At 69.2% G+C, this 25,029-nt stretch carries 21 protein-coding genes; 11 read left to right on the top strand and 10 right to left on the bottom strand.

Translation table 11 applies throughout. The features are described 5' to 3' along the window. Together ACFVQG_RS10340 and ACFVQG_RS10335 are read left to right on the top strand one after the other, a co-directional pair. Entirely contained in the window at window positions 1-1,263 is a 1,263-nt protein-coding gene (locus ACFVQG_RS10340) for an MFS transporter (RefSeq protein WP_383379100.1), read from the top strand. A 124-nt stretch (window positions 1,264-1,387) separates the two neighbouring features. After that, window positions 1,388-1,897, top strand: a complete 510-nt coding sequence (locus ACFVQG_RS10335; protein ID WP_383379097.1) for a hypothetical protein — start codon at window positions 1,388-1,390, stop codon at window positions 1,895-1,897. Between the two features lie 113 nt (window positions 1,898-2,010). Here the strand turns inward: ACFVQG_RS10335 and ACFVQG_RS10330 are convergent, their stop codons facing one another. Further along, on the bottom strand, window positions 2,011-3,453 hold the full coding sequence (locus tag ACFVQG_RS10330; RefSeq protein WP_383379090.1) for a CCA tRNA nucleotidyltransferase: 1,443 nt from the start codon (window positions 3,451-3,453) through the stop codon (window positions 2,011-2,013). A gap of 211 nt (window positions 3,454-3,664) precedes the next feature. On the opposite strand from ACFVQG_RS10330, the gene ACFVQG_RS10325 reads away from it, so the two are divergent. The 7 genes from ACFVQG_RS10325 to trxA all read left to right on the top strand — a co-directional run bounded on the left by ACFVQG_RS10325 (window position 3,665) and on the right by trxA (window position 13,568). Further along, a complete protein-coding gene (locus tag ACFVQG_RS10325) occupies window positions 3,665-6,112 on the top strand; it encodes a DUF6049 family protein (RefSeq protein ID WP_383379085.1) in 2,448 nt (815 codons plus the stop codon). A gap of 46 nt (window positions 6,113-6,158) precedes the next feature. Further along, a complete protein-coding gene (gene murJ / locus ACFVQG_RS10320) occupies window positions 6,159-8,516 on the top strand; it encodes a murein biosynthesis integral membrane protein MurJ (RefSeq protein ID WP_383379082.1) in 2,358 nt (785 codons plus the stop codon). Window positions 8,517-8,653: 137 nt separating this feature from the next. After that, on the top strand, window positions 8,654-10,378 hold the full coding sequence (locus ACFVQG_RS10315) for a protein kinase family protein (protein WP_383379079.1): 1,725 nt from the start codon (window positions 8,654-8,656) through the stop codon (window positions 10,376-10,378). Between the two features lie 24 nt (window positions 10,379-10,402). Further along, window positions 10,403-11,128, top strand: coding sequence for an RNA polymerase sigma factor SigM (gene sigM, locus ACFVQG_RS10310; protein ID WP_383379076.1), 726 nt, complete (start codon window positions 10,403-10,405; stop codon window positions 11,126-11,128). Further along, a complete protein-coding gene (locus ACFVQG_RS10305; protein ID WP_383379072.1) occupies window positions 11,125-12,045 on the top strand; it encodes an anti-sigma factor family protein in 921 nt (306 codons plus the stop codon). Before sigM ends, ACFVQG_RS10305 begins: the two co-directional genes overlap by 4 nt. A gap of 181 nt (window positions 12,046-12,226) precedes the next feature. Further along, on the top strand, window positions 12,227-13,195 hold the full coding sequence (gene trxB, locus ACFVQG_RS10300; protein ID WP_383379069.1) for a thioredoxin-disulfide reductase: 969 nt from the start codon (window positions 12,227-12,229) through the stop codon (window positions 13,193-13,195). Window positions 13,196-13,235: 40 nt separating this feature from the next. Continuing rightward, the gene (trxA, locus tag ACFVQG_RS10295; protein WP_383379066.1) at window positions 13,236-13,568 is read left to right on the top strand and encodes a thioredoxin; all 333 of its coding nucleotides are present in this window, start codon (window positions 13,236-13,238) and stop codon (window positions 13,566-13,568) included. 81 nt (window positions 13,569-13,649) lie between these two features. Here trxA and ACFVQG_RS10290 read toward each other — a convergent pair whose 3' ends face one another. From ACFVQG_RS10290 to rpmH, 9 genes are all read right to left on the bottom strand, one after another. Then, window positions 13,650-14,267: a GNAT family N-acetyltransferase gene (locus ACFVQG_RS10290; RefSeq protein ID WP_383379063.1), complete on the bottom strand. Its 618-nt coding sequence runs from the start codon at window positions 14,265-14,267 to the stop codon at window positions 13,650-13,652. 293 nt (window positions 14,268-14,560) lie between these two features. Then, complete coding sequence (locus ACFVQG_RS10285; protein ID WP_383379060.1) at window positions 14,561-15,661, bottom strand: ParB/RepB/Spo0J family partition protein; 1,101 nt, start codon at window positions 15,659-15,661, stop codon at window positions 14,561-14,563. Further along, window positions 15,658-16,731, bottom strand: coding sequence for a ParA family protein (locus ACFVQG_RS10280; RefSeq protein WP_383379762.1), 1,074 nt, complete (start codon window positions 16,729-16,731; stop codon window positions 15,658-15,660). Before ACFVQG_RS10280 ends, ACFVQG_RS10285 begins: the two co-directional genes overlap by 4 nt. A gap of 340 nt (window positions 16,732-17,071) precedes the next feature. Further along, the gene (gene rsmG, locus ACFVQG_RS10275) at window positions 17,072-17,788 is read right to left on the bottom strand and encodes a 16S rRNA (guanine(527)-N(7))-methyltransferase RsmG (protein ID WP_383379058.1); all 717 of its coding nucleotides are present in this window, start codon (window positions 17,786-17,788) and stop codon (window positions 17,072-17,074) included. Between the two features lie 115 nt (window positions 17,789-17,903). Beyond that, window positions 17,904-18,416, bottom strand: coding sequence for a protein jag (locus tag ACFVQG_RS10270; RefSeq protein ID WP_383379055.1), 513 nt, complete (start codon window positions 18,414-18,416; stop codon window positions 17,904-17,906). 15 nt (window positions 18,417-18,431) lie between these two features. Then, a complete protein-coding gene (gene yidC, locus ACFVQG_RS10265) occupies window positions 18,432-19,733 on the bottom strand; it encodes a membrane protein insertase YidC (RefSeq protein WP_383379050.1) in 1,302 nt (433 codons plus the stop codon). Window positions 19,734-19,736: 3 nt separating this feature from the next. Beyond that, window positions 19,737-20,099, bottom strand: a complete 363-nt coding sequence (yidD, locus tag ACFVQG_RS10260) for a membrane protein insertion efficiency factor YidD (protein ID WP_360225122.1) — start codon at window positions 20,097-20,099, stop codon at window positions 19,737-19,739. After that, window positions 20,096-20,467 (bottom strand): ribonuclease P protein component, encoded by a 372-nt coding sequence (gene rnpA / locus ACFVQG_RS10255; RefSeq protein ID WP_383379047.1) that lies wholly within the window; start codon window positions 20,465-20,467, stop codon window positions 20,096-20,098. The genes yidD and rnpA overlap by 4 nt, the downstream gene beginning before the upstream one ends. 21 nt (window positions 20,468-20,488) lie before the next feature. Next, window positions 20,489-20,626, bottom strand: a complete 138-nt coding sequence (rpmH, locus tag ACFVQG_RS10250; RefSeq protein ID WP_003956500.1) for a 50S ribosomal protein L34 — start codon at window positions 20,624-20,626, stop codon at window positions 20,489-20,491. A gap of 395 nt (window positions 20,627-21,021) precedes the next feature. Between rpmH and dnaA the strand changes: the two genes are divergently transcribed. Together dnaA and dnaN are read left to right on the top strand one after the other, a co-directional pair. Beyond that, window positions 21,022-22,893, top strand: a complete 1,872-nt coding sequence (gene dnaA, locus ACFVQG_RS10245; RefSeq protein ID WP_383379044.1) for a chromosomal replication initiator protein DnaA — start codon at window positions 21,022-21,024, stop codon at window positions 22,891-22,893. A gap of 896 nt (window positions 22,894-23,789) precedes the next feature. Further along, a complete protein-coding gene (gene dnaN, locus ACFVQG_RS10240; protein ID WP_383379042.1) occupies window positions 23,790-24,920 on the top strand; it encodes a DNA polymerase III subunit beta in 1,131 nt (376 codons plus the stop codon). Window positions 24,921-25,029: the final 109 nt, after the last annotated feature.

The following is a 25,029-nucleotide window of genomic DNA, read 5'->3' as shown; positions in this document are numbered from 1 at the left end:
ATGGCCGTCGTCCGCGATCTACGCGTCCTGCTGCGCTTCCAGGGCTTCAGGCGCCTGCTCGCCGTACGACTGCTCTCCCAGGGCGCCGACGGCGTCTACCAGGTCGGCCTCGCCACCTATGTCGTCTTCTCCCCGGAGAAGCAGACCTCGCCCACCGCGGTCGCCTCCGCGATGGCGGTCCTGCTGCTGCCGTACTCCCTGGTCGGCCCTTTCGCCGGCGCCCTGCTCGACCGCTGGCGCCGCCGTCAGATCTTCCTCTACGGCAATCTGCTGCGCGCCGCGCTGGCCTCGGTGACGGCCGCGCTGATCATCAGCGGGGTCCCGGACTGGCTGTTCTATGTCTCCGCCCTGTGCGTCACCGCCGTCAACCGCTTCGTCCTCGCCGGGCTGTCCGCCGCGCTGCCACGCGTCGTCGACCCCGAGCGTCTGGTGATGGCCAACTCCCTGTCCCCGACCGCGGGCACGCTCGCCGCCACCGCGGGCGGCGGCCTCGCCTTCGTCGTACGGCTGCTGGTGTCGGACTCCGACGCCGCCGTGGTGCTGCTGGGCGCGGGACTGTATCTGTGCGCGGCCCTCGCCTCGCTGCGGATCGCGGTCGCGTTGCTCGGGCCGGACGCGCGCCTGGTGCAGCCCCGGCTGCTGGTGGCCGTCGCCGGGACGGCCCGGGACCTGGCGGCGGGCGTACGGCACCTCGCCGAGCCGCCGCGCCGGGAGGCCGCCTGGGCGCTGGCGTCGATGACGCTGATGCGGTTCTGCTACGGGGCCCTGACCGTGACGCTGCTGATGCTCTGCCGGTACGCCCTGACCTCCGACACGGATGACGGGCTCGCCCTGCTGGGGCTGGCGGTCGGCGTGTCCGGCGCCGGTTTCTTCGCGGCGGCCGTGGTGACGCCGTGGGCGGCGGCGCGGCTCGGTCCCGGCCGCTGGATCGTGGTGTGCGCGGCGGCGGCCGCGGTCCTGGAACTCGTCCTCGGCCTGCCGTTCGCCACCGTCCCGCTGCTGGTCGCGGCCTTCGTCCTGGGCCTGACCACCCAGGGCGCGAAGATCGCCACCGACACCGTCGTGCAGTCCTCGGTCGAGGACGGCTTCCGTGGCCGGATCTTCTCCGTCTACGACGTCCTGTTCAACGTCGCCTTCGTCGGCGCGGCCGGAATGGCCGCCCTCATGCTCCCGCCGGACGGCCGCTCGGCCGTGCTGGTGGTAACGGTGGCCGTTATCTACGGAACGGTTGCGGTGGCTATGGCCCGCTTTGAACGCCGGTGAGTGTCACATCAGTGACACAGAGGCGTATTTGGGTGGGGAGTTGTCAGTGGGGGCCGATAACTTACGTGGGTCTTATGGCGCGACGTACTCGCGCCACGCACCTATGTTCAAGGGGGACCCCCAAGTGTCTACTCCGCCGTCCCAGGGCAACCCGTTCGCGCAGAACCAGCCGCAGGGCCAGAATCCGTACGCCCAGGGACAGCCCCAGGCGCCGTACCCGCCGCAGGGTGGCCAGCCCGGCTTCCCGCCGCAGGGCGCCGCGCCGTACGCCCCCGTCCCGCCGCAGCCCAGCCGCAAGCTCAGCTTCAAGACGATCAAGAACATCGTCATCGCGCTGATCGTCGTTGGTGTGGCCGTCGGCGCCTTCATATCGAGCCGCGACGACGCCAACACGGCGGCCGTGGGTGACTGCATGCACCGCGGCAGCACCGACGACAACAACCCGGACCTCGAGGTCGTCGACTGCGGCTCCGCGGACGCCGAGTTCGTCGTCCTGGCGAAGGTCGAGGGCTCGTACTCCGCGCTCACCGCCGAGAGCAAGTGCGCGGAGGAGGCCAAGGACTTCCAGTACTCGTACACGGAGTCCGGCGACGGCAGCAACTTCCTGCTCTGCCTGAAGGACCACAAGAAGTAGAGCGGACGGTGAAGGGGGCCGGTGTTTCACGTGAAACACCGGCCCCCTTCACGTCTGGGCGGAGGTCCTGCGGAGGTCATGTTTCACGTGAAACATGACCTCGCTTCACAGCCTCAGCTCTGCTCGGCCCACCACTCCTTCAGCGCCGCCACGGCGGAGTCGTGCTCCATCGGGCCGTTCTCCAGCCGCAGTTCCAGCAGGTGCTTGTAGGCGCGACCGACGGCCGGGCCGGGCTTGATGCCGAGGATCTGCATGATCTCGTTGCCGTCGAGGTCGGGACGGATCGAGTCCAGCTCCTCCTGCTCCTGGAGCTGCGCGATGCGGTCCTCCAGGCCGTCGTACGCCCGGGACAGCGCGGCGGCCTTGCGCTTGTTGCGGGTCGTGCAGTCCGAGCGGGTCAGCTTGTGCAGCCGGTCCAGCAGGTGCCCGGCGTCACGGACATAACGACGGACGGCGGAGTCGGTCCACTCGCCGGTGCCATAGCCATGGAACCGCAGATGGAGTTCCACCAGCCGTGAGACGTCCCTCACCAGTTCGTTCGAGTACTTCAGCGCCGTCATGCGCTTCTTGGTCATCTTCGCGCCGACCACCTCGTGGTGGTGGAAGGAGACCCGGCCGTCCTTCTCGAAGCGCCGTGTGCGCGGCTTGCCGATGTCGTGCAGCAGCGCGGCCAGCCTCAGGGTGAGGTCGGGGCCGTTCTCCTCCAGCGCCATCGCCTGCTCCAGCACGATCAGCGTGTGGTCGTAGACGTCCTTGTGCCGGTGGTGCTCGTCACTCTCCAGCCGCAGGGCGGGCAGCTCCGGCAGCACATGGTCGGCGAGACCGGTCTCGACGAGCAGGGCCAGGCCCTTACGCGGGTGCGCGGAGAGGATCAGCTTGTTCAGCTCGTCCCGGACCCGCTCGGCGGAGACGATCTCGATGCGTCCGGCCATCTCCGTCATGGCCGTCACGACCTCGGGCGCCACCTCGAAGTCGAGCTGAGCGGCGAAGCGCGCCGCGCGCATCATCCGCAGGGGATCGTCCGAGAAGGACTCCTCCGGCGTACCCGGGGTGCGCAGCACCCGCGCCGCGAGATCGTGGCGCCCGCCGTACGGGTCGATGAACTCCTTCTGCGGCAGCGCCACCGCCATCGCGTTGGCCGTGAAGTCACGCCGGACCAGATCGTCCTCGATGGAATCGCCGTACGACACCTCGGGCTTGCGCGAGGTGCGGTCGTAGGCCTCGGAGCGGTAGGTGGTGACCTCGATCTGGTAGCCGTCCTTCTGGGCACCGACCGTGCCGAAGGCGATACCGACGTCCCACACCGCGTCCGCCCAGGGCCGGACGATCTTCAGTACGTCCTCGGGGCGGGCGTCGGTGGTGAAGTCCAGATCGTTGCCGAGCCGGCCGAGCAGCGCGTCCCGGACCGAGCCGCCGACCAGGGCGAGTGAGAATCCGGCCGCGGCAAAGCGGCGCGCGAGGTCGTCGGCGACCGGCGCGACCGTCAGCGACTCGTCGGCCGCGCGGAACTGCACCTGGTTCGGGACACTGAGCTTGTCTTCGTTGGCGTTCGGCACAACAAGACAGGGTACGTGGCCGGGACACCGGCAAGCGCGCCCCTGACCGGCGCAGGACGGCGTTCCCCTTTATACGTATACATACGGGTCGGCACGCCGACTTCTACGATCTTGTGACACAGTCCGCGGCACTTCCCCTCAGCGGGCATCGTTACCATGCGTGGACGCACATTGCGACGACCACTGACGACGAAGAGGGACGGGCGAGCGCGTGGCCGAGGCGCCAGACTTCCAGGGGACCGGTCCTTCACCTGCCCGCCCCTGGCTGCGGCGCACCGCAGCCCTGATCGCGAGCGCCCCGCTGCTGGCCGGTCTGCTCCAGCTTCCCGCCCCCCAGACAGCGGACGCCGCCGTGCAGACCTCCGCCAAGGAGGCTTCGGGCTCGCGCACGGTGGCCGTCGCCCTGGACTCGCTCAGCCCCGCCGTGCCCGGCGAGGACGACACCCTGACCGTCTCGGGCACCGTCACGAACAAGGGCAAGCAGCCGATCACGGACGCCCATGTCGATCTGCGGGTGGGCCCCGAGCTGACCACCCGCTCGGAGATCGACAGCGTCTCCCAGCGCACCGACTACGCCTTCGGCACCGACGGCGTCGAGGTCGACGACTCCCACGCCCAGGAATTCGACAAGCTGACCCCGGGCGTCGCCCAGCGCTTCAGCATCTCGGTGCCGGTCGAGGAGCTGGACCTCGGGAACAGCGGGGTCTACCAGCTCGGCGTCTCGCTGTCCGGCGAGACGTCCGCGCAGCCGTGGGAGCAGGTGCTCGGCATCCAGCGGACCTTCCTGCCGTGGCAGCCCGACGGCTCCGACCGGACCACGAAGACGACCTTCCTGTGGCCGGTCATGGCCAGCTCCCACATGACGGCGGAGACCGGGTCGAACGAACAGCAGACCCCCGTCTTCAGCAATGACGACCTGACCAAGGAGATCTCCGCGGGCGGCCGTCTGGAGCAGCTCGTGTCGCTGGGCCGGGACCTCGACGTCACCTGGGTGATCGACCCGGACCTGCTGGCCTCCGTGGACGCCATGACACGCGGCTACGAGATCCAGGGCGAGGGCGACACCACCACGCCCGGCACCCACCAGGCCGTCGCCAAGCAGTGGCTCGCCCAGCTGCAGAAGGCGGTCGCGGGCAAGGAGGTCGTCGCCCTGCCGTTCGGCGACCCCGACCTGGCCTCCCTCGCCCACAACGGCACCGCCGTCACCGGCTCGCTGAGCCACCTCAAGGACGCCACCGACGTCGCCGCCACCACCGTACGGTCCGTGCTGCACGTGACACCGAGCACCGACTTCGCGTGGCCGGTGAACGGCGCCGTGGACCCGTCGATCGTCAAGGTCGCCACCTCCGCCGGAGCCGACAAGGTGATCGCGCGCAGCGACAGCCTGGAGGAGACCGGCGGCCTGCCGTACACGCCCTCCGCGGCCCGTCCGATCGGCGGTGGCACCACGGCGGTGGTCGCGGACTCGCGGCTGTCGACGGCGTTCCAGGGGGATCTGACGAGGGCGTCCGCGACCACGCTGGCCGTACAGCGGTTCCTGGCCCAGAGCCTCAGCCTGAACCTCCAGACGGGCAAGCAGCGCAGCATCGTGGTCGCCCCGCAGCGGATGCCGACCCCGAGCCAGGCTCGGGCGATGGCCGAGGCGGTGACCGCTCTGCAGGGTGGCACCTGGTCCGAAGCCCAGGACCTCACCGCGACCGCCCAGGCCAAGCCCGACCCCGCGGCCACCACGAAGGTGCCGTCGGGCTCCTCGTACCCCTCGTCGCTACGCAAGCGGGAGCTGCCGCGCGCGACCTTCGAGCAGGTCGCGACCACTCAGGACAAGCTCGACCACTTCAAGGTGATCCTCAGCGACGAGTCCCGGGTGGTGACCCCCTTCGGGCGGGCCATAAACCGTGAGATGTCCACGTCGTGGCGCGGCCGGGCGGCCGAGGCGACCGCCTTCCGCGACGGCGTGGAAAGCTATCTGGACGATCTGACCGACCAGGTCAGACTGATCGACAAGTCGGAGACCAAGCTCTCCGGCCGCAGCGCCGTCATCCCGGTGACCGTGCAGAACAACCTGGTGCAGGGCGTCGACAACCTGGTGCTGCGGCTCACCTCGACCAGCCCGACCCGGCTGGAGATCGGCGGCAACGCCTACTCCGAGAAGCCCGTGACGGTCTCCGGCGGGCACAGCCAGTCGGTGAAGTTCACCACGTCCGCCAACGCCAACGGCCGGGTCACCGTGGTGGCCCAGTTGTTCACGGAGGACGGCCAGGCCTACGGGGCGCCGGTCACGTTCGATGTGAAGGTCACCGAGGTCACGGCCACCGTGATGCTGGTCATCGGCGGCGGTGTGCTGCTGCTCGTCCTCGCGGGCTTCCGTATGTACACCCAGCGCAAGCGCGCCGCCGCCCGCCGGGCCGAGGAAGCCGAAGAGGTCGAGGAAGCCGAAGAGGCCGAAGAGGCCGAGGACACCAAGGCGGCGGCCGGTGCGGAGGGCACCGACGACTCCACCGGCGACCCGGGAAACCCCGAGGACCCCGCGGGACGTCACACGGAGGAGTCCGGCACGCACGCCGGGGCAGACGACCCGCAGCAGCCGAGTGACCCGACGCCGGACACCCCAGCGGAAAGCGCCGACCCGTCCGGGACGGGTGAGAGAGTGGACCGTTGAGGACGCCGAGGCCGGTGGGGCCGGGACCCGATGAGGTGGGGTAAGCATGAACGCGCCGTACGACGGTGACCGTGGCCAGGCCACGGGCAGCTCGGGCTCCCCCGAGGGCCCGCCGCCCGAGCACGGCCAGGTGCCCCCGCAGCACCCGGCGGACATGTACCTCCAGGACGCCTACGACCAGGATCCCTACCGGGCGCAGGACCTCTCGGCGCAGGACCCGGTCGGCGAGGCGCTCTACGACCGCGCCGCGCACCCTCCGCCACCCCCGGGCACCTATCCGCCGCCGCAGCAGCTGTACGCCCAGCCTCCCCCCTCGCCGTACGCCCCCGACCCGCGTGTCTGGGCCCAGACCCCGGCGCCCGAACCGGAAGGCCCGACCCAGTACCTGCCGTACGGCGACGACCCGCGCAACACGCAGTACGTGGGCGTCGACGACCTGGTCAGCCAGTCCGGCGCGGAGCGTCGGCAGCCGGACGCCTTCGCGCACCTGTTCCGGGACCAGCAGCAGGGCGGGACGCACCAGCACCAGTACCCGCCGACGGACCACCCCGCGGTACCAGGCCAGGCGGCCGAGCCGGGCATGGGCCCGGGACCGGCTGACCCGACCGGCGCGGGACCGTACAACGCGGGCCCGTACGGCGCCGGTCAGTACCCCGCGGGCCAGTACGGCAACGCGGGCGCCTACGCCCAACAGCCCGCGGCCCCGGCTGCGACACCCTCACCCACGGCGGCGGAAGCACCCGACCCCGTACCCGCCTCCGCTCCGAAGAGGAGCGGCCGGGCGGGCGGCCTGCTGAAGTCGAGCGCCGTGATGGCCGCGGGCACGATGGTGTCCCGCCTGACCGGCTTCATCCGCTCGGCCCTGATCGTCTCGGCCCTCGGCACCGCCCTCCTCGGCGACACCTTCCAGGTGGCCTACCAGCTGCCGACGATGATCTACATCCTCACCGTCGGCGGCGGCCTCAACTCCGTCTTCGTGCCGCAGCTCGTGCGCGCCATGAAGGACGACGAGGACGGCGGCGAGGCCTACGCCAACCGCCTGCTGACCCTGGTCATGGTGGCGCTCGGACTGCTCACCCTGATCGCGATGTTCGCGGCGCCCCTGCTGATCCGCGCGCTGTCGAACTCCGTGGCGAGCGACCCCGCGGCCAACGAGGTCGGCATCACCTTCACCCGCTACTTCCTGCCCTCCATCTTCTTCATGGGCATCCATGTGGTGATGGGTCAGATCCTCAACGCCCGTGGCCGTTTCGGCGCGATGATGTGGACGCCGGTCCTCAACAACGTCGTCATCATCGTCACGCTCTCCATGTTCCTGTGGGTGTACGGCTCCGCCGAGCACTCCGGCATGAAGGTCACGAGCATCCCGCCGGAGGGCCAGCAGCTCCTCGGCCTCGGCATCCTGCTCGGCCTGGTCGTCCAGGCACTGGCGATGATCCCGTACCTGCGCGAGACCGGGTTCCGGCTGCGGCTGCGGTTCGACTGGAAGGGCCACGGCCTCGGCAAGGCCGCGATGCTCGCCAAGTGGACGATCCTGTTCGTCCTCGCCAACCAGGCGGGCGCGCTCGTCGTCACCCAGCTGGCCACCGCGGCCGTCGCCGACACCAGCATCCCCGGCACCGGCTTCAGCGCCTACGCCAACGCCCAGCTGATCTGGGGCCTGCCACAGGCCATCATCACCGTCTCCCTGATGGCCGCCCTGCTGCCGCGTATCTCCCGCTCGGCAGCCGAGGACGACGGCGGCGCCGTCCGAGACGACATCTCTCAGGGCCTGCGCACCACGGCCGTCGCGATCGTGCCGCTGGCCTTCGGGTTCGTCGCGCTCGGCGTCCCGATGTGCACCCTGATCTTCGGCTCCTCGGGCAGCGGCGCGGCCACGAACATGGGCTACATGCTGATGGCGTTCGGCCTCGGACTGATCCCGTACTCCGTGCAGTACGTCGTCCTGCGGGCCTTCTACGCCTACGAGGACACCCGCACGCCCTTCTACAACACGGTCATCGTCGCCGCGGTCAACGCGGGCGCGTCGGCGCTCTGCTTCGTCCTGCTGCCGCCGCGCTGGGCCGTGGTCGGCATGGCCGCCTCGTACGGCCTGGCCTATGTGATCGGCGTCGGTGTGGCCTGGCGGCGGCTGCGGATGCGGCTCGGCGGCGATCTCGACGGGGCCCGGGTGCTGCGCACCTACGCCCGGCTGAGCATCGCCTCGGTACCGGCGGCGCTGCTCGCCGGGGCCGCCTGCTACGGCATCACCCAGGTACTCGGCCAGGGAGTCGCCGGGTCTTTCGCCGCGCTGCTGGCCGGTGGTGCGGTACTGCTCATCGTCTTCTACGTCGGCGCCCGCAAAATGCGGGTGGCGGAGCTGAACTCGCTCGTCGGCATGGTTCGTGGGCGTCTGGGGCGCTGACTCGGGGGTAAGCGCACAACCATCGTCCGCCATCGTGTGTCGTGCATAGCGGCGGACTGTGGGCACAATTGGTTTCGGCGTCGGACGGCGCGCACGGGGTCGAACGGCGCGCGATGGATGGGGAGGCAGGAACGACGGTGGCGGAACGGAGCACGGCTGCCGTCGACGTGGCAGACAGCAGCGGCGACAAGCCGCTGACCGCCAAGGCGGATCAGGCGGACCAGTCCACGGCCGACGGGGTGGCCCAGAACCTGGAGCGGGACACGAAGAACGACGAGGCACCGGGGAGGGGCGGGACCGACGGTCCCGGTAAGACCTCACCGCCCGAACTGCACAGCGGTCACAAGCTCGCCAGACGCTACCGCCTCGAGGAGTGCGTCACCCGTCTGGACGGCTTCAGCAGTTGGCGTGCGGTCGACGAGAAACTCCGCCGCGCCGTCGGCGTCCATGTACTGCCCGCGGACCATTCCCGGGCCCGGTCCGTGCTCGCCGCCGCCCGCTCCTCCGCCCTGTTGGGCGACCCCCGCTTCGTCCAGGTGCTGGACGCGGTCGAGGAGAACGACCTCGTCTACGTGGTCCACGAATGGCTGCCCGACGCCACCGAACTGACCACTCTGCTGTCCGCGGGCCCGCTGGAGCCGCACGACGCCTACCAGATGGTCAGCCAGGTGGCCGGTGCCATGGCCGCCGCGCACCGCGAGGGCCTCGCCCATCTGCGGCTGAACCCCAACGCCGTACTGCGGGCCTCCACCGGCCAGTGGCGCATCCGCGGCCTCGCCGTCAACGCCGCCCTGCGCGGCATCAGTTCGGACACCCCGCAGCGCACCGACACCGAGGCGATCGGCGCCCTGCTGTACGCGGCGCTCACCCAGCGCTGGCCGTACGAGAGCGACGCCTACGGCCTGTCGGGGCTGCCCAAGGACGTCGGTCTCATCGCCCCCGACCAGGTGCGCGCCGGTGTCCACCGCGGCCTGTCGGAGCTGGCCATGCGCGCGCTGGTCAACGACGGCGCCACCGCCTCCCGTCATGAGTCGGCGTGCACCACGCCGGAGGAGTTGGTGAAGGCGATCGGCGAGATGCCCCGCATCCGCCCGCCGGAGCCCGCGTTCACCGCGCCGCCCGAGTACCAGCGCACGACCTACCAGCAGGGCACCTACGGCCGCACCGCGCCCCCTGGCGCCACCCAGCCGGTACCGGCCCCGCCGCCCCCGCTCCAGAGCCGTACCGGCAAGGCACTGAAGTGGGCCGTCTCCGCCCTGCTGATCGCCGCCCTCGGCCTGGGTAGCTGGCAGCTGGCCGACGCGCTGATGCAGCAGGGGGACAAGGCCGACGACACCAACCAGACGCAGACGACGGAGGACGACGACAAGGGCAACGAGAAGCCCAAGCCGACCAAGCCGCTGACGATCGAGGCCGCTCAGGAGTACGTGGCGAGCGGCGACGCCCAGGCGGCCGAGGACGTCGGCAACACCTACGACGGCGACAGCTCCACGTTCTGGCGCACCAAGCGCTACACCGACGGCCCGGAACTCGCTCCGTACAAGCCTGGCGTGGGCATCGTCTACGATCTCGGCTCCTCCCAGGAGGTCTCCGCCGCCTCGATAAGCCTTCGGTACGCCGGTGACCACACGACGGCCGTCCTCTACGCCACCGACTCCCTGTCCCCGTCCACGGGGATCGACGGGATGACGAAGGTCGGAACCGCCAGCACGAGCGGCACCTCTCTCACGGTGAAGGCGTCGAAGACAGTGAAGACGCAGTACGTACTGCTGTGGATCACGGCCGTCCCGAACGCACCCACGGACGGCTACAGCAGCGCGGGCTACAAGCAGGCCATCACGGACCTGAAGTTCACGGGCTGAGTCGGCCGAAGGCGAGGGGGCCCGATGGCTAAGGACATCGCATACGGCGATGTGAGCGACCAGGACCTCCTCGCCCGCCATGTCAAGGGCGACCCCGAAGCCTTCGGCGAGCTGGTACGGCGCCACCGTGACCGGCTCTGGGCGGTGGCGCTGCGCACGCTGAGGGACCGCGAGGAGGCCGCTGACGCCGTCCAGGACGCCCTCGTCTCCGCCTACCGGGCCGCCCACACCTTCCGCGGCCAGTCGGCCGTCACGACCTGGCTGCACCGCATCACCGTGAACGCCTGTCTCGACCGGGCCCGCAAGGCCGCCTCCCGGAAGACCTCGCCGGTGGACGACACCGAGCGGCTGGAGCAGCTCCTGGAGCCGCACGAGTCGGCCTCGGCCCCGGCTGAGCGCAACGACCTGCACCGCCAGCTCCTCGCCGCGCTGGGCACCCTCCCGGCGGACCAGCGGGCCGCCCTCGTCCTGGTGGACATGCAGGGCTACCCGGTCGCCGAGGCCGCCCGCGTCCTCGATGTTCCGGTCGGTACGGTCAAGAGCCGCTGCGCCCGGGGCCGGGCCAGACTCCTGCCGCTGCTCACCCATCTGCGACCGGGGAACGCCGACGACGGCAGACCACAGGGGGAGCGACGGAACCGGACGCAGGGGACATCCGTCCCACCGGCAGCCGGACCGCGCGACGACGGTCCGCGAGATCCAGGGCCAAGCGATTCAGCTGCTGTGAAGGGCGGAGGTGGGCGAGCGTGACATCCACGACGGACTCGGCGGAGCACCCGGACGTCTCCGAGATCTCCGACCTCACCGAAGGACTGCTCTCCCCGACCCGGACCAGCGAGGTACGACGGCATCTGGAGGAGTGCGACCTCTGCGCCGACGTCCATGCCTCACTGGAGGAGATCCGCGGACTGCTCGGCACCCTGCCGGGCCCCGCACCCATGCCTGCCGAGGTCGCCGGGCGGATCGACGCCGCCCTGGCCGCTGAGGCGCTGCTGAACGCCTCCGCGCCCGAGGCGCCAGCCAGTACACCTGTCGAAGCGTCCCGGGTTCCCACGGGCGAGGACGACAGCGCTCGTGTTTCACGTGAAACATCGACAGCGGACCGTCCCGCGGGACATCCCCGGGTCTCCTCCACGGGCCCGGGGCGGAAGGGCCGTCAGCGGGGCGGCCGACGCAGGACCGTCGTCCTGGGCGCTGTCCTCTCGGCCGCGGCCCTGGGACTCGGCTCCGTCCTGTGGTCGTCACTGAGCGGCGGCCAGCCCGACACCACCGCCCACGGAGAGCAGTCCACCTCCACGGACACCTTCTCCAAGGACCGGCTGAAGAAGCAGGTCGCGGATCTCCTCGCGGGGCAGCAGAGCCCTCGCGGTGGCTCCCGTTCCCCCGGTGGCTTCGGTGTGGAGTCCGTCCCGAGCCCCGATGCCACCGGTCTCCTCAAGGAAGACTCGGTGACCGTCCCCGAGTGCGTCCTGGAGAGCATCGACGGCGCGGATGCCGCCCTGGCCGCCAAGGAAGGCACATACCGGGGAACACACGCCCTGCTCGTCGTGCTGCCCGACGCCGCTGACCCGACCCGGGTCACCGCCTACCTCGTGGACGCGACCTGTGTGGATCAGTCGTCGGTGAAGTCCAGGGTGCTGCTGAAGCACTCGTATCCGCGGCCCTGACCTGCGGGCGGCCCTTTCCGTCGAACCGTCTCCGATTCCTGGGGTATCCGTACACGGAACGCTTCCCCGTGTGCCCGGACACAGTGGGAATGCGCGCCCCTTAGGATCCGTTGGGTGGGGTGAGAGTCCGCAAGGGGCTCCACCGGTCGAGCGATTCAGTCAAGAGACGAGGAATCAAGCCGTGAGCGACGTTCGTAACGTGATCATCATCGGCTCCGGGCCCGCCGGTTACACGGCGGCGCTCTACACCGCGCGCGCGTCGCTGAAGCCCCTGATCTTCGAGGGAGCCGTAACGGCTGGTGGTGCTCTGATGAACACCACCGAGGTGGAGAACTTCCCGGGCTTCCAGGACGGCATCATGGGCCCCGAACTGATGGACAACATGCGGGCCCAGGCGGAGCGCTTCGGTGCCGAACTCATCGCTGACGACATCGTCTCCGTCGACCTGTCCGGTGAGATCAAGACCGTCACCGACACCTCCGGCACGGTCCACCGCGCGAAGGCCGTGATCGTCGCCACCGGCTCCCAGCACCGCAAGCTCGGTCTGCCGAACGAGGACGCGCTCTCCGGGCGCGGTGTCTCCTGGTGCGCCACCTGTGACGGCTTCTTCTTCAAGGACCAGGACATCGCCGTGATCGGCGGCGGTGACACCGCGATGGAGGAAGCGACCTTCCTCTCCCGCTTCGCCAGGTCCGTGACGATCGTGCACCGCCGTGACACCCTGCGCGCCTCCAAGGCGATGCAGGAGCGTGCCTTCGCCGACCCGAAGATCACCTTCGTCTGGGACAGCGAGGTCGCCGAGATCCAGGGCGACCCGAAGCTGTCCGGTCTGAAGCTGCGCAACATCAAAACCGGCGAGCTGTCCGACCTCCCGGTGACGGGCCTGTTCATCGCGATCGGCCATGACCCGCGCACCGAGCTGTTCAAGGGCCAGCTCGACCTCGACGAGGAGGGCTACCTGAAGGTGGACGCCCCCTCGACCCGGACGAACCTGACCGGCGTCTTCGGTGCCGGTGACGTGGTCGACCACACCTACCGCCAGGCGATCACGGCGGCGGGCACGGGCTGCTCCGCCGCACTCGACGCCGAGCGCTTCCTCGCCGCCCTCGCGGACGAGGAAGTGGCCGAGCCCGAGAAGACCGCTGTCTGACCCTCATCACCCCACGCAACAACCAGTTAAGGAGCCCGCCGTGGCCGGCACCCTGAAGAACGTGACCGACGACTCCTTCGAGCAGGACGTCCTCAAGAGCGACAAGCCTGTCCTGGTGGACTTCTGGGCCGCCTGGTGCGGACCGTGCCGCCAGATCGCTCCGTCCCTGGAGGCGATCGCCAGGGAGCACGGCGACAAGATCGAGATCGTCAAGCTCAACATCGACGAGAACCCGGGTACGGCGGCCAAGTACGGCGTGATGTCGATCCCGACGCTGAACGTCTACTCCAACGGTGAGGTCGCCAAGACCATCGTCGGCGCCAAGCCGAAGGCCGCGATCCTTCGCGACCTCGAGGACTTCATCACCGAGTGATCGACGCCGTCGAGCCGACGGCAATGTTTCACGTGAAACACGAAGACGGGCCGCCCCCCACAGGGGCGGCCCGTCTTCGTGTCACAGCGGCCGTAGCACTGGCTCCTTCTGCACGGCACCGAGCAGCCGGTCCAGCGCCATCTCGACGTCCTCCTTCCAGGAGAGCGTCGTCCGCAACTCAAGCCTCAGCCGCGGATACGTCGGATGAGGCCGGACCGTCTTGAAGCCCACCGCCAGCAGATGATCCGCGGGCAGGACACAGGCGGGCTCCTCCCACCGCGCGTCACCGAAGGCCTCGATCGCCTTGAAGCCCCGGCGCAGCAGATCCTTGGCCACGGTCTGGACCATCACCCGGCCCAGCCCCTGCCCCTTAAACCCCGGAACGATGTACGCGGTCATCAACTGCACCGCGTCAGGCGCGACCGGGCTCGTGGGGAACGCCGTCGAGCGGGGCACATAGGCGGGGGGCGCGTACAGCACGAAGCCCACCGGTACGTCGTCGACATAGACAACGCGACCGCAGGACCCCCAGTCCAGCAGCACCGCGGAGATCCAGGCTTCCTTCTCCAGCGCGGCCGTGCCCGCTTTTACCGCGGCCTCACCGCTGACTGGGTCCAGCTCCCAGAAGACGCACGAGCGACAGCGCTGGGGTAGGTCCTGAAGGTTGTCCAGCGTGAGCGGTACGAGCCGACGCCCCATGAAAGCTGTTCCTCGCTTCCTGCACCCGCCGCATCGCGGGCGGCTGTCAGAGCGCTCCGTTCTCTGAGCAAACTGCCGATGAATCCACCGACCGCGCCCAACCCCAGTCCCGCGCTCACCAGTCCGGTCCGGCTCATTGCTCGCACGGTCCCGCCTCCCCTCAGAGCTGGCTGTCAGGTGGCTGCGCTCTACCCGATCGCATCGTATCCACGAAGCGATTCCGCCGATACCGCCAAAAAGCAAAGTGCGGGCCCTGTCCGGGACACACCGGACACGGCCCGCACCAAGACGGCTCAGACGTCTGTTTCCTCGGACTCGTCGTCCTCAAGGCTCCGCTGGAGCACGGGCCCCTCGCCGGGAGCGAGGCTGCCGAGGATCCGCTCCAGGTCCTCCATGGAAGCGAACTCGACGGTGATCTTGCCCTTCTTCTGCCCCAGGTCGACCTTCACCCGGGTCTCGAAGCGGTCGGACAGCCGGGTCGCGAGGTCGGCCAGCGCCGGGGAGACCCGGGCACCGGCCCGCGGTCCCTTGGAGCGCTGGGTCGCCGCGGGCCGCGAGCCCATCAGGGTCACGATCTCCTCGACGGCCCGCACCGAGAGGCCCTCGGCCACGATCCGGTGCGCCAGCCGGTCCTGCTCCTCGGAGTCCTCCACAGACAGCAGCGCCCGGGCATGGCCCGCGGAGAGCACTCCGGCCGCCACCCGCCGCTGCACCGCCGGAGAGAGCTTCAGCAGCCGCAGGGTGTTGGAGACCTGCGGGCGGGAGCGCCCGATCCGATCCGCCAACTGGTCATGCGTGCAGCTGAAGTCCTTCAGCAACTGGTCGTAGGCGGCCGCCTCCTCCAGCGGGTTCAGCTGCGCCCGGTGCAGGTTCTCCAGCAGGGCGTCCAGGAGGAGCTTCTCGTCCTCCGTGGCCCGCACGATCGCCGGGATCGCCTCCAGCCCCGCCTCACGGCAGGCCCGCCACCGCCGCTCGCCCATGATCAGCTCATAGCGGCCCGGGCCGAGCTGCCGTACGACGACGGGCTGGAGAAGGCCGACCTCCTTGATGGAGGTGACCAGCTCTTGCAGCGCATCCTCGTCGAAGACCTCACGCGGCTGCCGAGGGTTGGGCGTGATGGCCTCAAGGGGGATCTCGGCGAAGTGGGCACCCATGACGGTCGCGGGCGCCTCCGCAGCGCCGTTGATCGATGGCTCCTCTGTTTCACGTGAAACAGGCGGCAGTGTGGCCACCTTCGCCGCGGCCACCCCACGGTCGGTCGTCAGCACCGGGACCGCCGTCGGTGACGGGGAAGCAGTGCCCCCGACCGCGGTCTGGGCCGGTGTCCGCTCGGTCGGTGCGGCAGGGATCAGTGCGCCAAGTCCCCGGCCCAGCCCCCTCCGTCGCTCGCTCACTGAATCCCCTCCACCATGCTCTGATCGCTCTGAGCGCCGATATGGGCGTGCGTCGCGTCGTAGCCGACGTCCACGCCCTTCAGCGCGATTTCCCGTGCTGCCTCAAGGTAGGAGAGGGCACCGCTCGATCCTGGATCGTAGGTCAGCACCGTCTGCCCATAGCTCGGCGCCTCGGAGATACGGACCGAGCGAGGAATGCTCGTCCGCAGCACCTCGTCACCGAAGTGGGTGCGCACCTCGTCCGCGACCTGGGACGCGAGGCGCGTCCGGCCGTCGTACATGGTGAGCAGAATCGTCGATACATGCAGTGTGGGGTTGAGGTGCCCCCGCACCAGATCGACATTGCGCAGCAGCTGGCCCAGCCCTTCCAGCGCGTAGTACTCGCACTGGATCGGGATGAGCACCTCCTGGCCCGCGACGAGCGCGTTGACCGTCAGCAGACCGAGCGAGGGCGGGCAGTCGATGAGGACGTAGTCCAGCGGCTGCTCATAGGCCTGGATGGCCCGCTGGAGGCGACTCTCGCGTGCCACGAGGGACACCAGCTCGATCTCCGCACCGGCGAGATCGATCGTGGCGGGTGCGCAGAAGAGACCCTCGACATCGGGGACAGGCTGGACCACCTCCGAGAGCGGCTTGCTCTCCACCAACACGTCGTAGATGGAAGGAACTTCGGCGTGATGGTCGATCCCCAGCGCGGTGGAGGCATTTCCCTGTGGGTCGAGGTCGATCACCAGGACACGGGCGCCGTGCAGCGCCAGCGACGCGGCAAGGTTGACGGTTGTCGTCGTCTTGCCCACGCCACCCTTCTGGTTCGCGACCACGATGACACGGGTCTGCTCGGGCCGCGGCAGACCCTCGCCCGCGCGGCCCAGAGCCTCAACCGCCAGTTGGGCAGCACGACCGATGGGAGTGTCGTCCATCGGGGGCGGTGTTTCACGTGAAACATCGTCCCCCATCGACTCGGTACGGGGACCGGGGACCGGATCGGTCATCGGTCCCGCGATGTTGGCGTCGGACCGCAAGGATTCACTCTCCTCGACTTCAGGCTCGCAATGAACAGAGCCTCCCATGCCTTCGGGGTCGTGAACCAGTGAGGCCTGGTGTTCTGTGGAGAAATCCACCTCTGTGGACAACTCCGTGCCCCGATGGGGCACCGGAGGGTCATCGGAAGGAGCGGATGCAGGAGGAGCGGTAGGTGCGGAAGAAGCGGAAGAAGCCTCGCCAAGCGAGCCGAGAGGCTTACGGTCGCGAGGTTCGGCCGCAGCGCGGCCGCGACTGATGATGCCGTGCAGCAGTGAGCGACGTTTCACGTGAAACACGATGCACAGCGGCCAGGGCCGCGCCCGGGAGACACTCCGGCATGCGTAGGTTTGACAGCTTGTGTGGAGTACGACCTGTAGCCCTGAGCGATCAGCGGCGGCGGCGCGCTCTTCCCGTCCGTGCCGCCTTGGCCCTCTTGGCCGCAAACCGCACCCCACCCGGGCTCTCCCCGACCTCCACACGCACCACGGTGGACATCGGGTCCACGACGCCTTCACCCACATGCAGGATGGACGTCTCCACCGCGCCGAGCTTGCTCAGCGCGGTCGCCGCGCTTTTCAGCTCCTCCTCGGCGGTGTCGCCCTTGAGCGCCAACATCTCGCCGTAGGGGCGGAGCAGCGGGATGCCCCAGGTGGCCAACCGGTCCAGCGGCGCCACGGCCCGCGCCGTCACCACATGGACCGGCGGCAACTTGCCCATGACCTCTTCGGCACGCCCTCGCACGACGGTCACATGATCGAGGCCGAGCAGCTCGACGACCTCGGTCAGGAAGTTCGTACGCCGCAGCAGCGGCTCCAGCAGCGTGATCTTCAGGTCGTCGCGGACGAGCGCCAGCGGGATGCCGGGCAGTCCGGCCCCCGATCCGACATCGCACACGGTCACGCTCTCGGGCACGACCTCGGAGAGCACCGCGCAGTTCAGCAGATGCCTCTCCCACAGCCGGGGCACCTCACGCGGACCGATGAGCCCGCGCTGCACTCCCGCCTCGGCCAGAAGCTCCGCGTACCGGACCGCATCCCCGAAGCGCTCGCCGAATACATCGCGGGCCTGCTCGGGCACAGGGGGGAGTTCAGCTGCCTCCGTCACGGGGACCGTCCTTCCGTACCGCATCGGCGCGCCGAGCGCCGTGTCCAGAACTACCAGGCTGACAAAGTCCGGCCCCGCCTGCGCAACAGACGGGGCCGGAGGAAGTAGGGACCGCTCAGGCGGGCAGCACGACGACGAACCGCTGCGGCTCCTCGCCCTCGGACTCGCTGCGCAGGCCCGCGGCCTTGACCGCGTCGTGCACGACCTTGCGCTCGAACGGCGTCATCGGCTTCATCTTGACGGGCTCACCGCTGCTCTTGGCCTCGGCTGCCGCCTTGGCACCCAGCTCGGACAGCTCGGTGCGCTTCTTGGCCCGGTAGCCCGCGATGTCCAGCATCAGTCGGCTGCGGTCACCGGTCTCCCGGTGCACGGCCAGACGCGTCAGCTCCTGGAGCGCCTCCAGCACCTCGCCGTCCCGGCCGACCAGCTTCTGGAGGTCACGGCTGCCGGTGTCGCTGATGATCGAGACAGAGGCGCGGTCGCCCTCGACGTCCATGTCGATGTCACCGTCGAGGTCGGCGATGTCCAGCAGACCCTCGAGGTAGTCCGCCGCGATGTCGCCCTCCTGCTCCAGGCGGGTCAGGGTGTCTGCGCCCTCGGCAGCGGCGGAGGTGGTGCCTTCCGTCACGGGATGGACTCCTTCTTACTTCTTGGTCGGGGACTTGGGCCGCTGCGGGCCCTTGCGCTGACCGGACTGGGCCCGGCTTCGGCCGCCGCCGGACTTCGCCTTCCCGGCGGATCCGGACGGCTTGGCGTCCTGCGGCTCGTCGTCCTTGCTCAGCGACGTCGTCGACGAGGACTTGTCGCCCTCAGCGGCTGACGAGGACTTCTCGCCGCCACCGGCGGGCTTGGCGCCGCCGGACTGGCGCTTGGACTTCGGCTGCCGCTTGGGCTGCTGACGCTTGGGAGTGGCGGTGGTGGTGGCACCGTCCTCGGTCGCGACGGCGACCGCGCTCTCGCTCTTGACCACGCTGCCGTCGGCCTGGGCGGCGAGGCCCGCCTTCGTCAGACCGTTGATGAACTTGCGCTCGTACTCGTTGCGGTCCCGGCCCTTGGCGACGATCGCCTTGATCATGGTCCGGTCGCGGCGCCCACGGGCCTTGCTGTGGTGCGTGACGTACTTGTGCAGGCGCTCCAGGTAGGCGGCCTGGGCCTTGGAACCCGGGGTCGGGTTGTTGTGGATGACGTACATCTGCTGGCCCATGGTCCACAGGTTGGTGGTCAGCCAGTAGACGAGGACACCGACGGGGAAGTTGATGCCGAAGACGGCGAAGATGACGGGGAAGACGTACATCAGCATCTTCTGCTGCTGCATGAACGGCGTCTTCACCGTGGTGTCGACGTTCTTCGTCATCAGCTGGCGCTGCGTGTAGAACTGCGACAGCGACATCAGGACGATCATGATCGCGGTCACGATCCGCACATCGGTGATCGAGGAGCCGAGCGCCTCGACCTTCGACGAGCTGTCGGTGAACTTCGCGGCCAGCGGGGCACCGAAGATGTGCGCCTTCTGCGCGCTCTCCAGCAGCCGTTCGTTGATCACACCGATGGTGTCGTTCGACGCGATGCTGTTGAGCACGTGGTACAGGGCGAAGAAGAACGGCGACTGCGCCAGGATGGGAAGGCACGAGGAGAGCGGGTTGGTACCCGTCTCCTTGTACAGCTTCATCATCTCTTCGGACTGGCGCTGCTTGTCGTTCTTGTAGCGCTCCTGGATCTTCTTCATCTCCGGCTGGAGCGTCTGCATCGCGCGCGTCGCCTTGATCTGCTTCACGAAGAGCGGGATCAGGCAGATACGGATGAGCACCACGAGGGACACGATGGACAGGCCCCAGGCCCAGCCCGTGTCAGGGCCGAAGATCGCACCGTACAGACTGTGGAACTGGACGATGACCCACGAGACGGGTGTGGTGATAAAGCTGAAGAGGCTGGCAATCGTGTCCACTAATCATGCTCCTTGGGCATGGGACGAGGTCTCTGCGGCCGGGCTCGAAGGACTCACAGAATTCTGTCCCTCGGTGGCCGGGTCGGCGGCGGAGGGCCCGCCCTTGCGTGCACGCCATGCGCCGCGCAGCATTTCGTGCCACCGCGGGCGCTTGCGCGGCGGGACATGGTCCACACCGCCCAGCGACCACGGATTGCACCGGAGGATGCGCCAGGCGGTGAGCGCCGTGCCCTTGATCGCGCCGTGCCGGTCTATGGCCGTGTAGCCGTAGTGGGAACACGACGGGTAGTACTTGCACACGGGCCCGAGCAACGGGCTGATCGTCCACTGGTAGAGCTTGATCAGCGCCAGCAGCGGGTACTTCATCGCGCACCCCCTCCCAGCAGCCGCTGAAGCGCGGCATCCAGGTCTCGGGCCAGCTGTGCATGGTCGGCGTCACCCGCCCCGGGCAACGCCCGTACGACTACCAGGCTACCGGGGGGCAGGTCGGTGACTCGCTCGCGCATCAGGTGACGCAGTCTGCGCTTGACTCTGTTGCGTATGACCGCGCCACCCACCGCCTTGCTCACGACGAAACCCGCACGCGTCGGGGGAGCGCTCTCCCCAGGCGCGTGCGGGTCCGTGGCACCGCTTCGTAGGTGGACGACGAGGAGAGGGCGTCCGGCCCTGCGTCCTCGCCGTACCGCGGTCGCGAAGTCCTCGCGCCGCCTCAGCCGGTTCTCGGTGGGCAGCACGACGTCATGACCTGACCGGGATCAGGCGGACAGACGGGCGCGACCCTTGCTACGGCGGGACGCGAGAATCGCGCGGCCGGCACGGGTGCGCATACGCAGCCGGAAGCCGTGGGTCTTCGCGCGACGACGGTTGTTCGGCTGGAAGGTGCGCTTGCTCACTCGGGGGCTCCAGAAAGAAATCGGGGTTGGCGGGGTGCCGTCCTGGCTGTCACCGTGCGCCCACGAGTAGCTCGCGTTACGCCCGAGTGCACCGCTTTCCGATCACCGGACTACCCCACACTGGCGGGGACGTGATCTGTGCCCATCGGAGGCAGGCGGCAGCAGCCATCGACAACTCGACCTGGTTACGGTACGCGCGGCTGCGCCATTCGGTCAAACCAGGGGTCAGCGGGAGACACTATCCACAGGCTGGGGACAACAACTTGAACCGCACCCGTCGCCCTGACTACCTTGGCTGAACTCCGATTCGTTCCCTTGTCCCCACCCCACCCGATTTACATCCCGACCCGTCCGACGAACCACACGTTCGTGGGATCTATGAGAGAGCGTGCCCTGTGGCTGACGTACCCGCCGATCTTGCCGCAGTGTGGCCGCGAGTACTGGATCAGCTTCTCGGCGAGGGCCGCGGGCAGGGGGTCGAGGCCAAGGACGAGCACTGGATCCGGCGCTGTCAGCCGCTGGCGCTGGTCGCGGACACCGCTCTGCTCGCCGTACCGAACGAATTCGCGAAAGGCGTACTGGAGGGCCGTCTCGCACCGATCGTCAGCGAGACCCTGAGCCGGGAGTGCGGCCGTCCCATCCGGATCGCGATCACCGTCGACGACTCCGCGGGCGAGCCCCCGGCCCCGCCGACATCGCAGTCCCCCCCGCCGCAGTCGCGCTACGAGGAGCCGGAGCTGCCCTCCGCCCCGTACGACAACGGCTACGGCCGTCACCGCGCCGACCAGCGCCCCGGTGACCAGCTGCCCACCGCCCGCCCGGCCTACCCGTCCGAGTACCAGCGCCCCGAGCCCGGTGGCTGGCCCCGCCAGGGCCAGGACGACTACGGCTGGCAGCAGCAGCGCCTGGGCTTCCCGGAGCGGGACCCGTACGCGTCGCCGCCGCAGGAGTCGTACGGACCACCGGACTCATACGGCTCACAGGACGCCTACGGCTCCCAGGACTACCGCCCACAGCCTGTGGACCGCCCCTCCTACGACCAGCAGCGCGGCGAGTACGAGCCGTCACGCGGCGACTACGACCAGCGCGACGGCCGTCGTGAGCGGCCGGAGCCGCCCGCCGGTTCGGGGCATGTGCACCGCGGCGGCCCGGTCGGCTCCCAGCTGCCCGCCTCCAGCGGCGCCCCCGGCCCGCTGGCCGCGCAACCCGCGCCCGCGTCCGGCCCCGGTGAGCCGACGGCACGGCTGAACCCGAAGTACCTCTTCGACACGTTCGTCATCGGCGCCTCGAACCGCTTCGCACACGCGGCGGCGGTCGCCGTCGCCGAGGCGCCCGCGAAGGCGTACAACCCCCTGTTCATCTACGGGGAGTCGGGGCTCGGCAAAACGCATCTGCTGCACGCGATCGGGCACTACGCGCGGAGCCTGTACCCCGGCACGCGCGTGCGGTACGTCAGCTCGGAGGAGTTCACCAACGAGTTCATCAACTCCATCCGCGACGGCAAGGGCGACAGCTTCCGCAAGCGCTACCGCGAGATGGACATCCTGCTCGTCGACGACATCCAGTTCCTGGCGGACAAGGAGTCGACGCAGGAGGAGTTCTTCCACACCTTCAACACGCTCCACAACGCCAACAAGCAGATCGTGCTCTCCAGCGACCGGCCGCCGAAGCAGCTGGTCACGCTGGAGGACCGGCTGCGGAACCGTTTCGAGTGGGGCCTGATCACCGACGTCCAGCCGCCCGAGCTGGAGACGCGCATCGCGATCCTGCGCAAGAAGGCGGTGCAGGAGCAGCTCAACGCCCCGCCGGAGGTGCTGGAGTTCATCGCCTCCCGGATCTCGCGCAACATCCGCGAGCTGGAGGGCGCGCTGATCCGGGTGACGGCGTTCGCGTCGCTCAACCGGCAGCCGGTGGACCTCGGTCTGACGGAGATCGTCCTCAAGGACCTGATCCCCGGCGGCGAGGACGCGACGCCGGAGATCACGTCGACGGCCATCATGAGCGCCACGGCCGACTACTTCGGCCTCACGGTCGAGGACCTGTGCGGCAGCTCGCGCGGGCGCCAGCTCGTCACGGCCCGCCAGATCGCCATGTACCTGTGCCGTGAGCTGACGGACCTGTCGCTGCCCAAGATCGGCGCCCTGTTCGGCGGCCGGGACCATACGACGGTGATGCACGCCGACCGCAAGATCCGCAATCTGATGGCCGAGCGCCGCTCGATCTACAACCAGGTGACCGAGCTGACGAACCGCATCAAGAACGGCTGACCCACAACGGCTCACAGAGCCGCTCATACGGCGTCCAGGGCGCCCTCGGAGGACATCCGGGGGCGCCCTTCGCCGTTCCGGCCGTCCCGGCGCTCGTCGACGGCGCGCCACCCGCTGTTCGATTACCTGCCGGGTTACGGCCACTCTCCACAGATTCGGCGACTTTCTGTCGTCCACATCCTGGGGACTGCGAAGTTGTCCAGATCGTGTCCACAGGCAGGCCTGTTGAAAGACCATCAGACCAGGTCAGGTCCCTGTGGATCCGTGGACGAAGGATCTCCACAACCTGTGGACGAAGAAGTGATCCACAGCCTGTGCACCGAGTTGTCCACGGGCAACCCACAGGCTGAGGCCGATTGTCCCCAGCGATCCCCGGTTTCTCCACAGCTCTGTCCACTGTTCGGCAACACGACGCACCTCGTCACCGCGTCGAGTGAAGCGCGTCACACAAAGGTGCCTGGTTGGGCTGTGGGAAAGATGGGTAAAGCTGGGGACGGCGCTGGGGAGAACTCGCCCCAACCTGTGCACGGGGTGTGCAGAACTTTCTGTTCTCCACAGAAGGGCCCGGTTGTCCACCGCCTCCGCCCACAGGGCCGGTGGACAAAATTCCCGCTCTGAGCTGGGAAAACGAAGTTATCCACGGTATCCACAGGCCCTACTACTACTCCCAACCAGTTAGAGCGGGGAATTCGTTTCGAAGCGGGTCCTGTGCACAACTCGCCCTTCGGTGCCCGGCTGCCCCTCGTCACGACTTGACCCCGAGAGGCACCTACTGTCAGTGCCGTGCGTCAGACTGTTCCCCGGTGTCCTTCCCGTCACAGGGACCCACGACACCGAGACAGACGACGAAGCGAAGCAGGGCGAGAAGCGCCGGCAACAGCAGGAGGCGGCTAACCGTGAAGATCCGGGTGGAACGCGACGTACTCGCGGAGGCAGTGGCCTGGGCGGCGCGCAGCCTCCCGGCCCGTCCGCCGGCGCCTGTGCTCGCCGGCCTGCTCCTCAAGGCCGAGGACGGCCAGCTGAGCCTGTCCAGCTTCGACTACGAGGTCTCCGCGCGGGTGAGCGTCGAGGCGGAGGTCGAGGAGGAGGGCACGGTCCTCGTCTCCGGCCGTCTGCTGGCGGACATCTCGCGCGCCCTCCCCAACCGGCCGGTGGAGATTTCCACAGACGGTGTACGGGCGACGGTGGTCTGCGGCTCCTCCCGCTTCACCCTCCACACCCTGCCTGTGGAGGAGTACCCCGCGCTGCCGCAGATGCCGAACGCCACGGGCACCGTCCCGGGCGAGGTCTTCGCCTCCGCCGTGCAGCAGGTCGCCATCGCCGCGGGCCGTGACGACACGCTGCCCGTCCTGACCGGTGTGCGCATCGAGATCGAGGGCGACACCGTCACGCTGGCCTCCACCGACCGCTACCGCTTCGCGGTCCGCGAGTTCCTGTGGAAGCCGGAGAACCCCGACGCCTCCGCGGTCGCCCTGGTGCCCGCCAAGACGCTCCTGGACACCGCCAAGGCGCTCACCAGCGGCGACAGCGTGATGCTGGCGCTGTCCGGCTCGGGCGCGGGCGAGGGCCTCATCGGCTTCGAGGGCGCGGGCCGCCGGACGACGACCCGGCTGCTGGAGGGCGACCTCCCGAAGTACCGCACGCTGTTCCCGACGGAGTTCAACAGCGTCGCCGTGATCGAGACCGCCCCCTTCGTGGAGGCCGTCAAGCGCGTGGCCCTGGTCGCCGAGCGCAACACCCCGGTCCGGCTCAGCTTCGAGCAGGGCGTGCTCATCCTGGAGGCCGGTTCCAGCGACGACGCACAGGCTGTGGAAAGGGTCGACGCCCAGCTGGAGGGCGATGACATCTCGATCGCCTTCAACCCGACGTTCCTGCTGGACGGCCTGAGCGCGATCGACTCGCCGGTGGCGCAGCTGTCCTTCACGACGTCCACCAAGCCCGCGCTGCTCAGCGGCAAGCCCGCGGTGGACGCGGAGGCGGACGACGCCTACAAGTACCTGATCATGCCGGTCCGGCTGAGCGGCTGACCGAGCGCTCCGCGGGAAGCCGCAGGTGGGGTGTACGTATGAGCGCGTATGCCCACAGGTGTGCGCGAGCGTCCGGGTTTAGGCTCGGACGCAGGTACGAATGTGCCGC

Source organism: Streptomyces sp. NPDC057877, from assembly GCF_042796855.1.
Taxonomy (GTDB): Bacteria; Actinomycetota; Actinomycetes; order Streptomycetales; family Streptomycetaceae; genus Streptomyces.
This window is presented reverse-complemented; position numbering and strand designations above follow the sequence as displayed.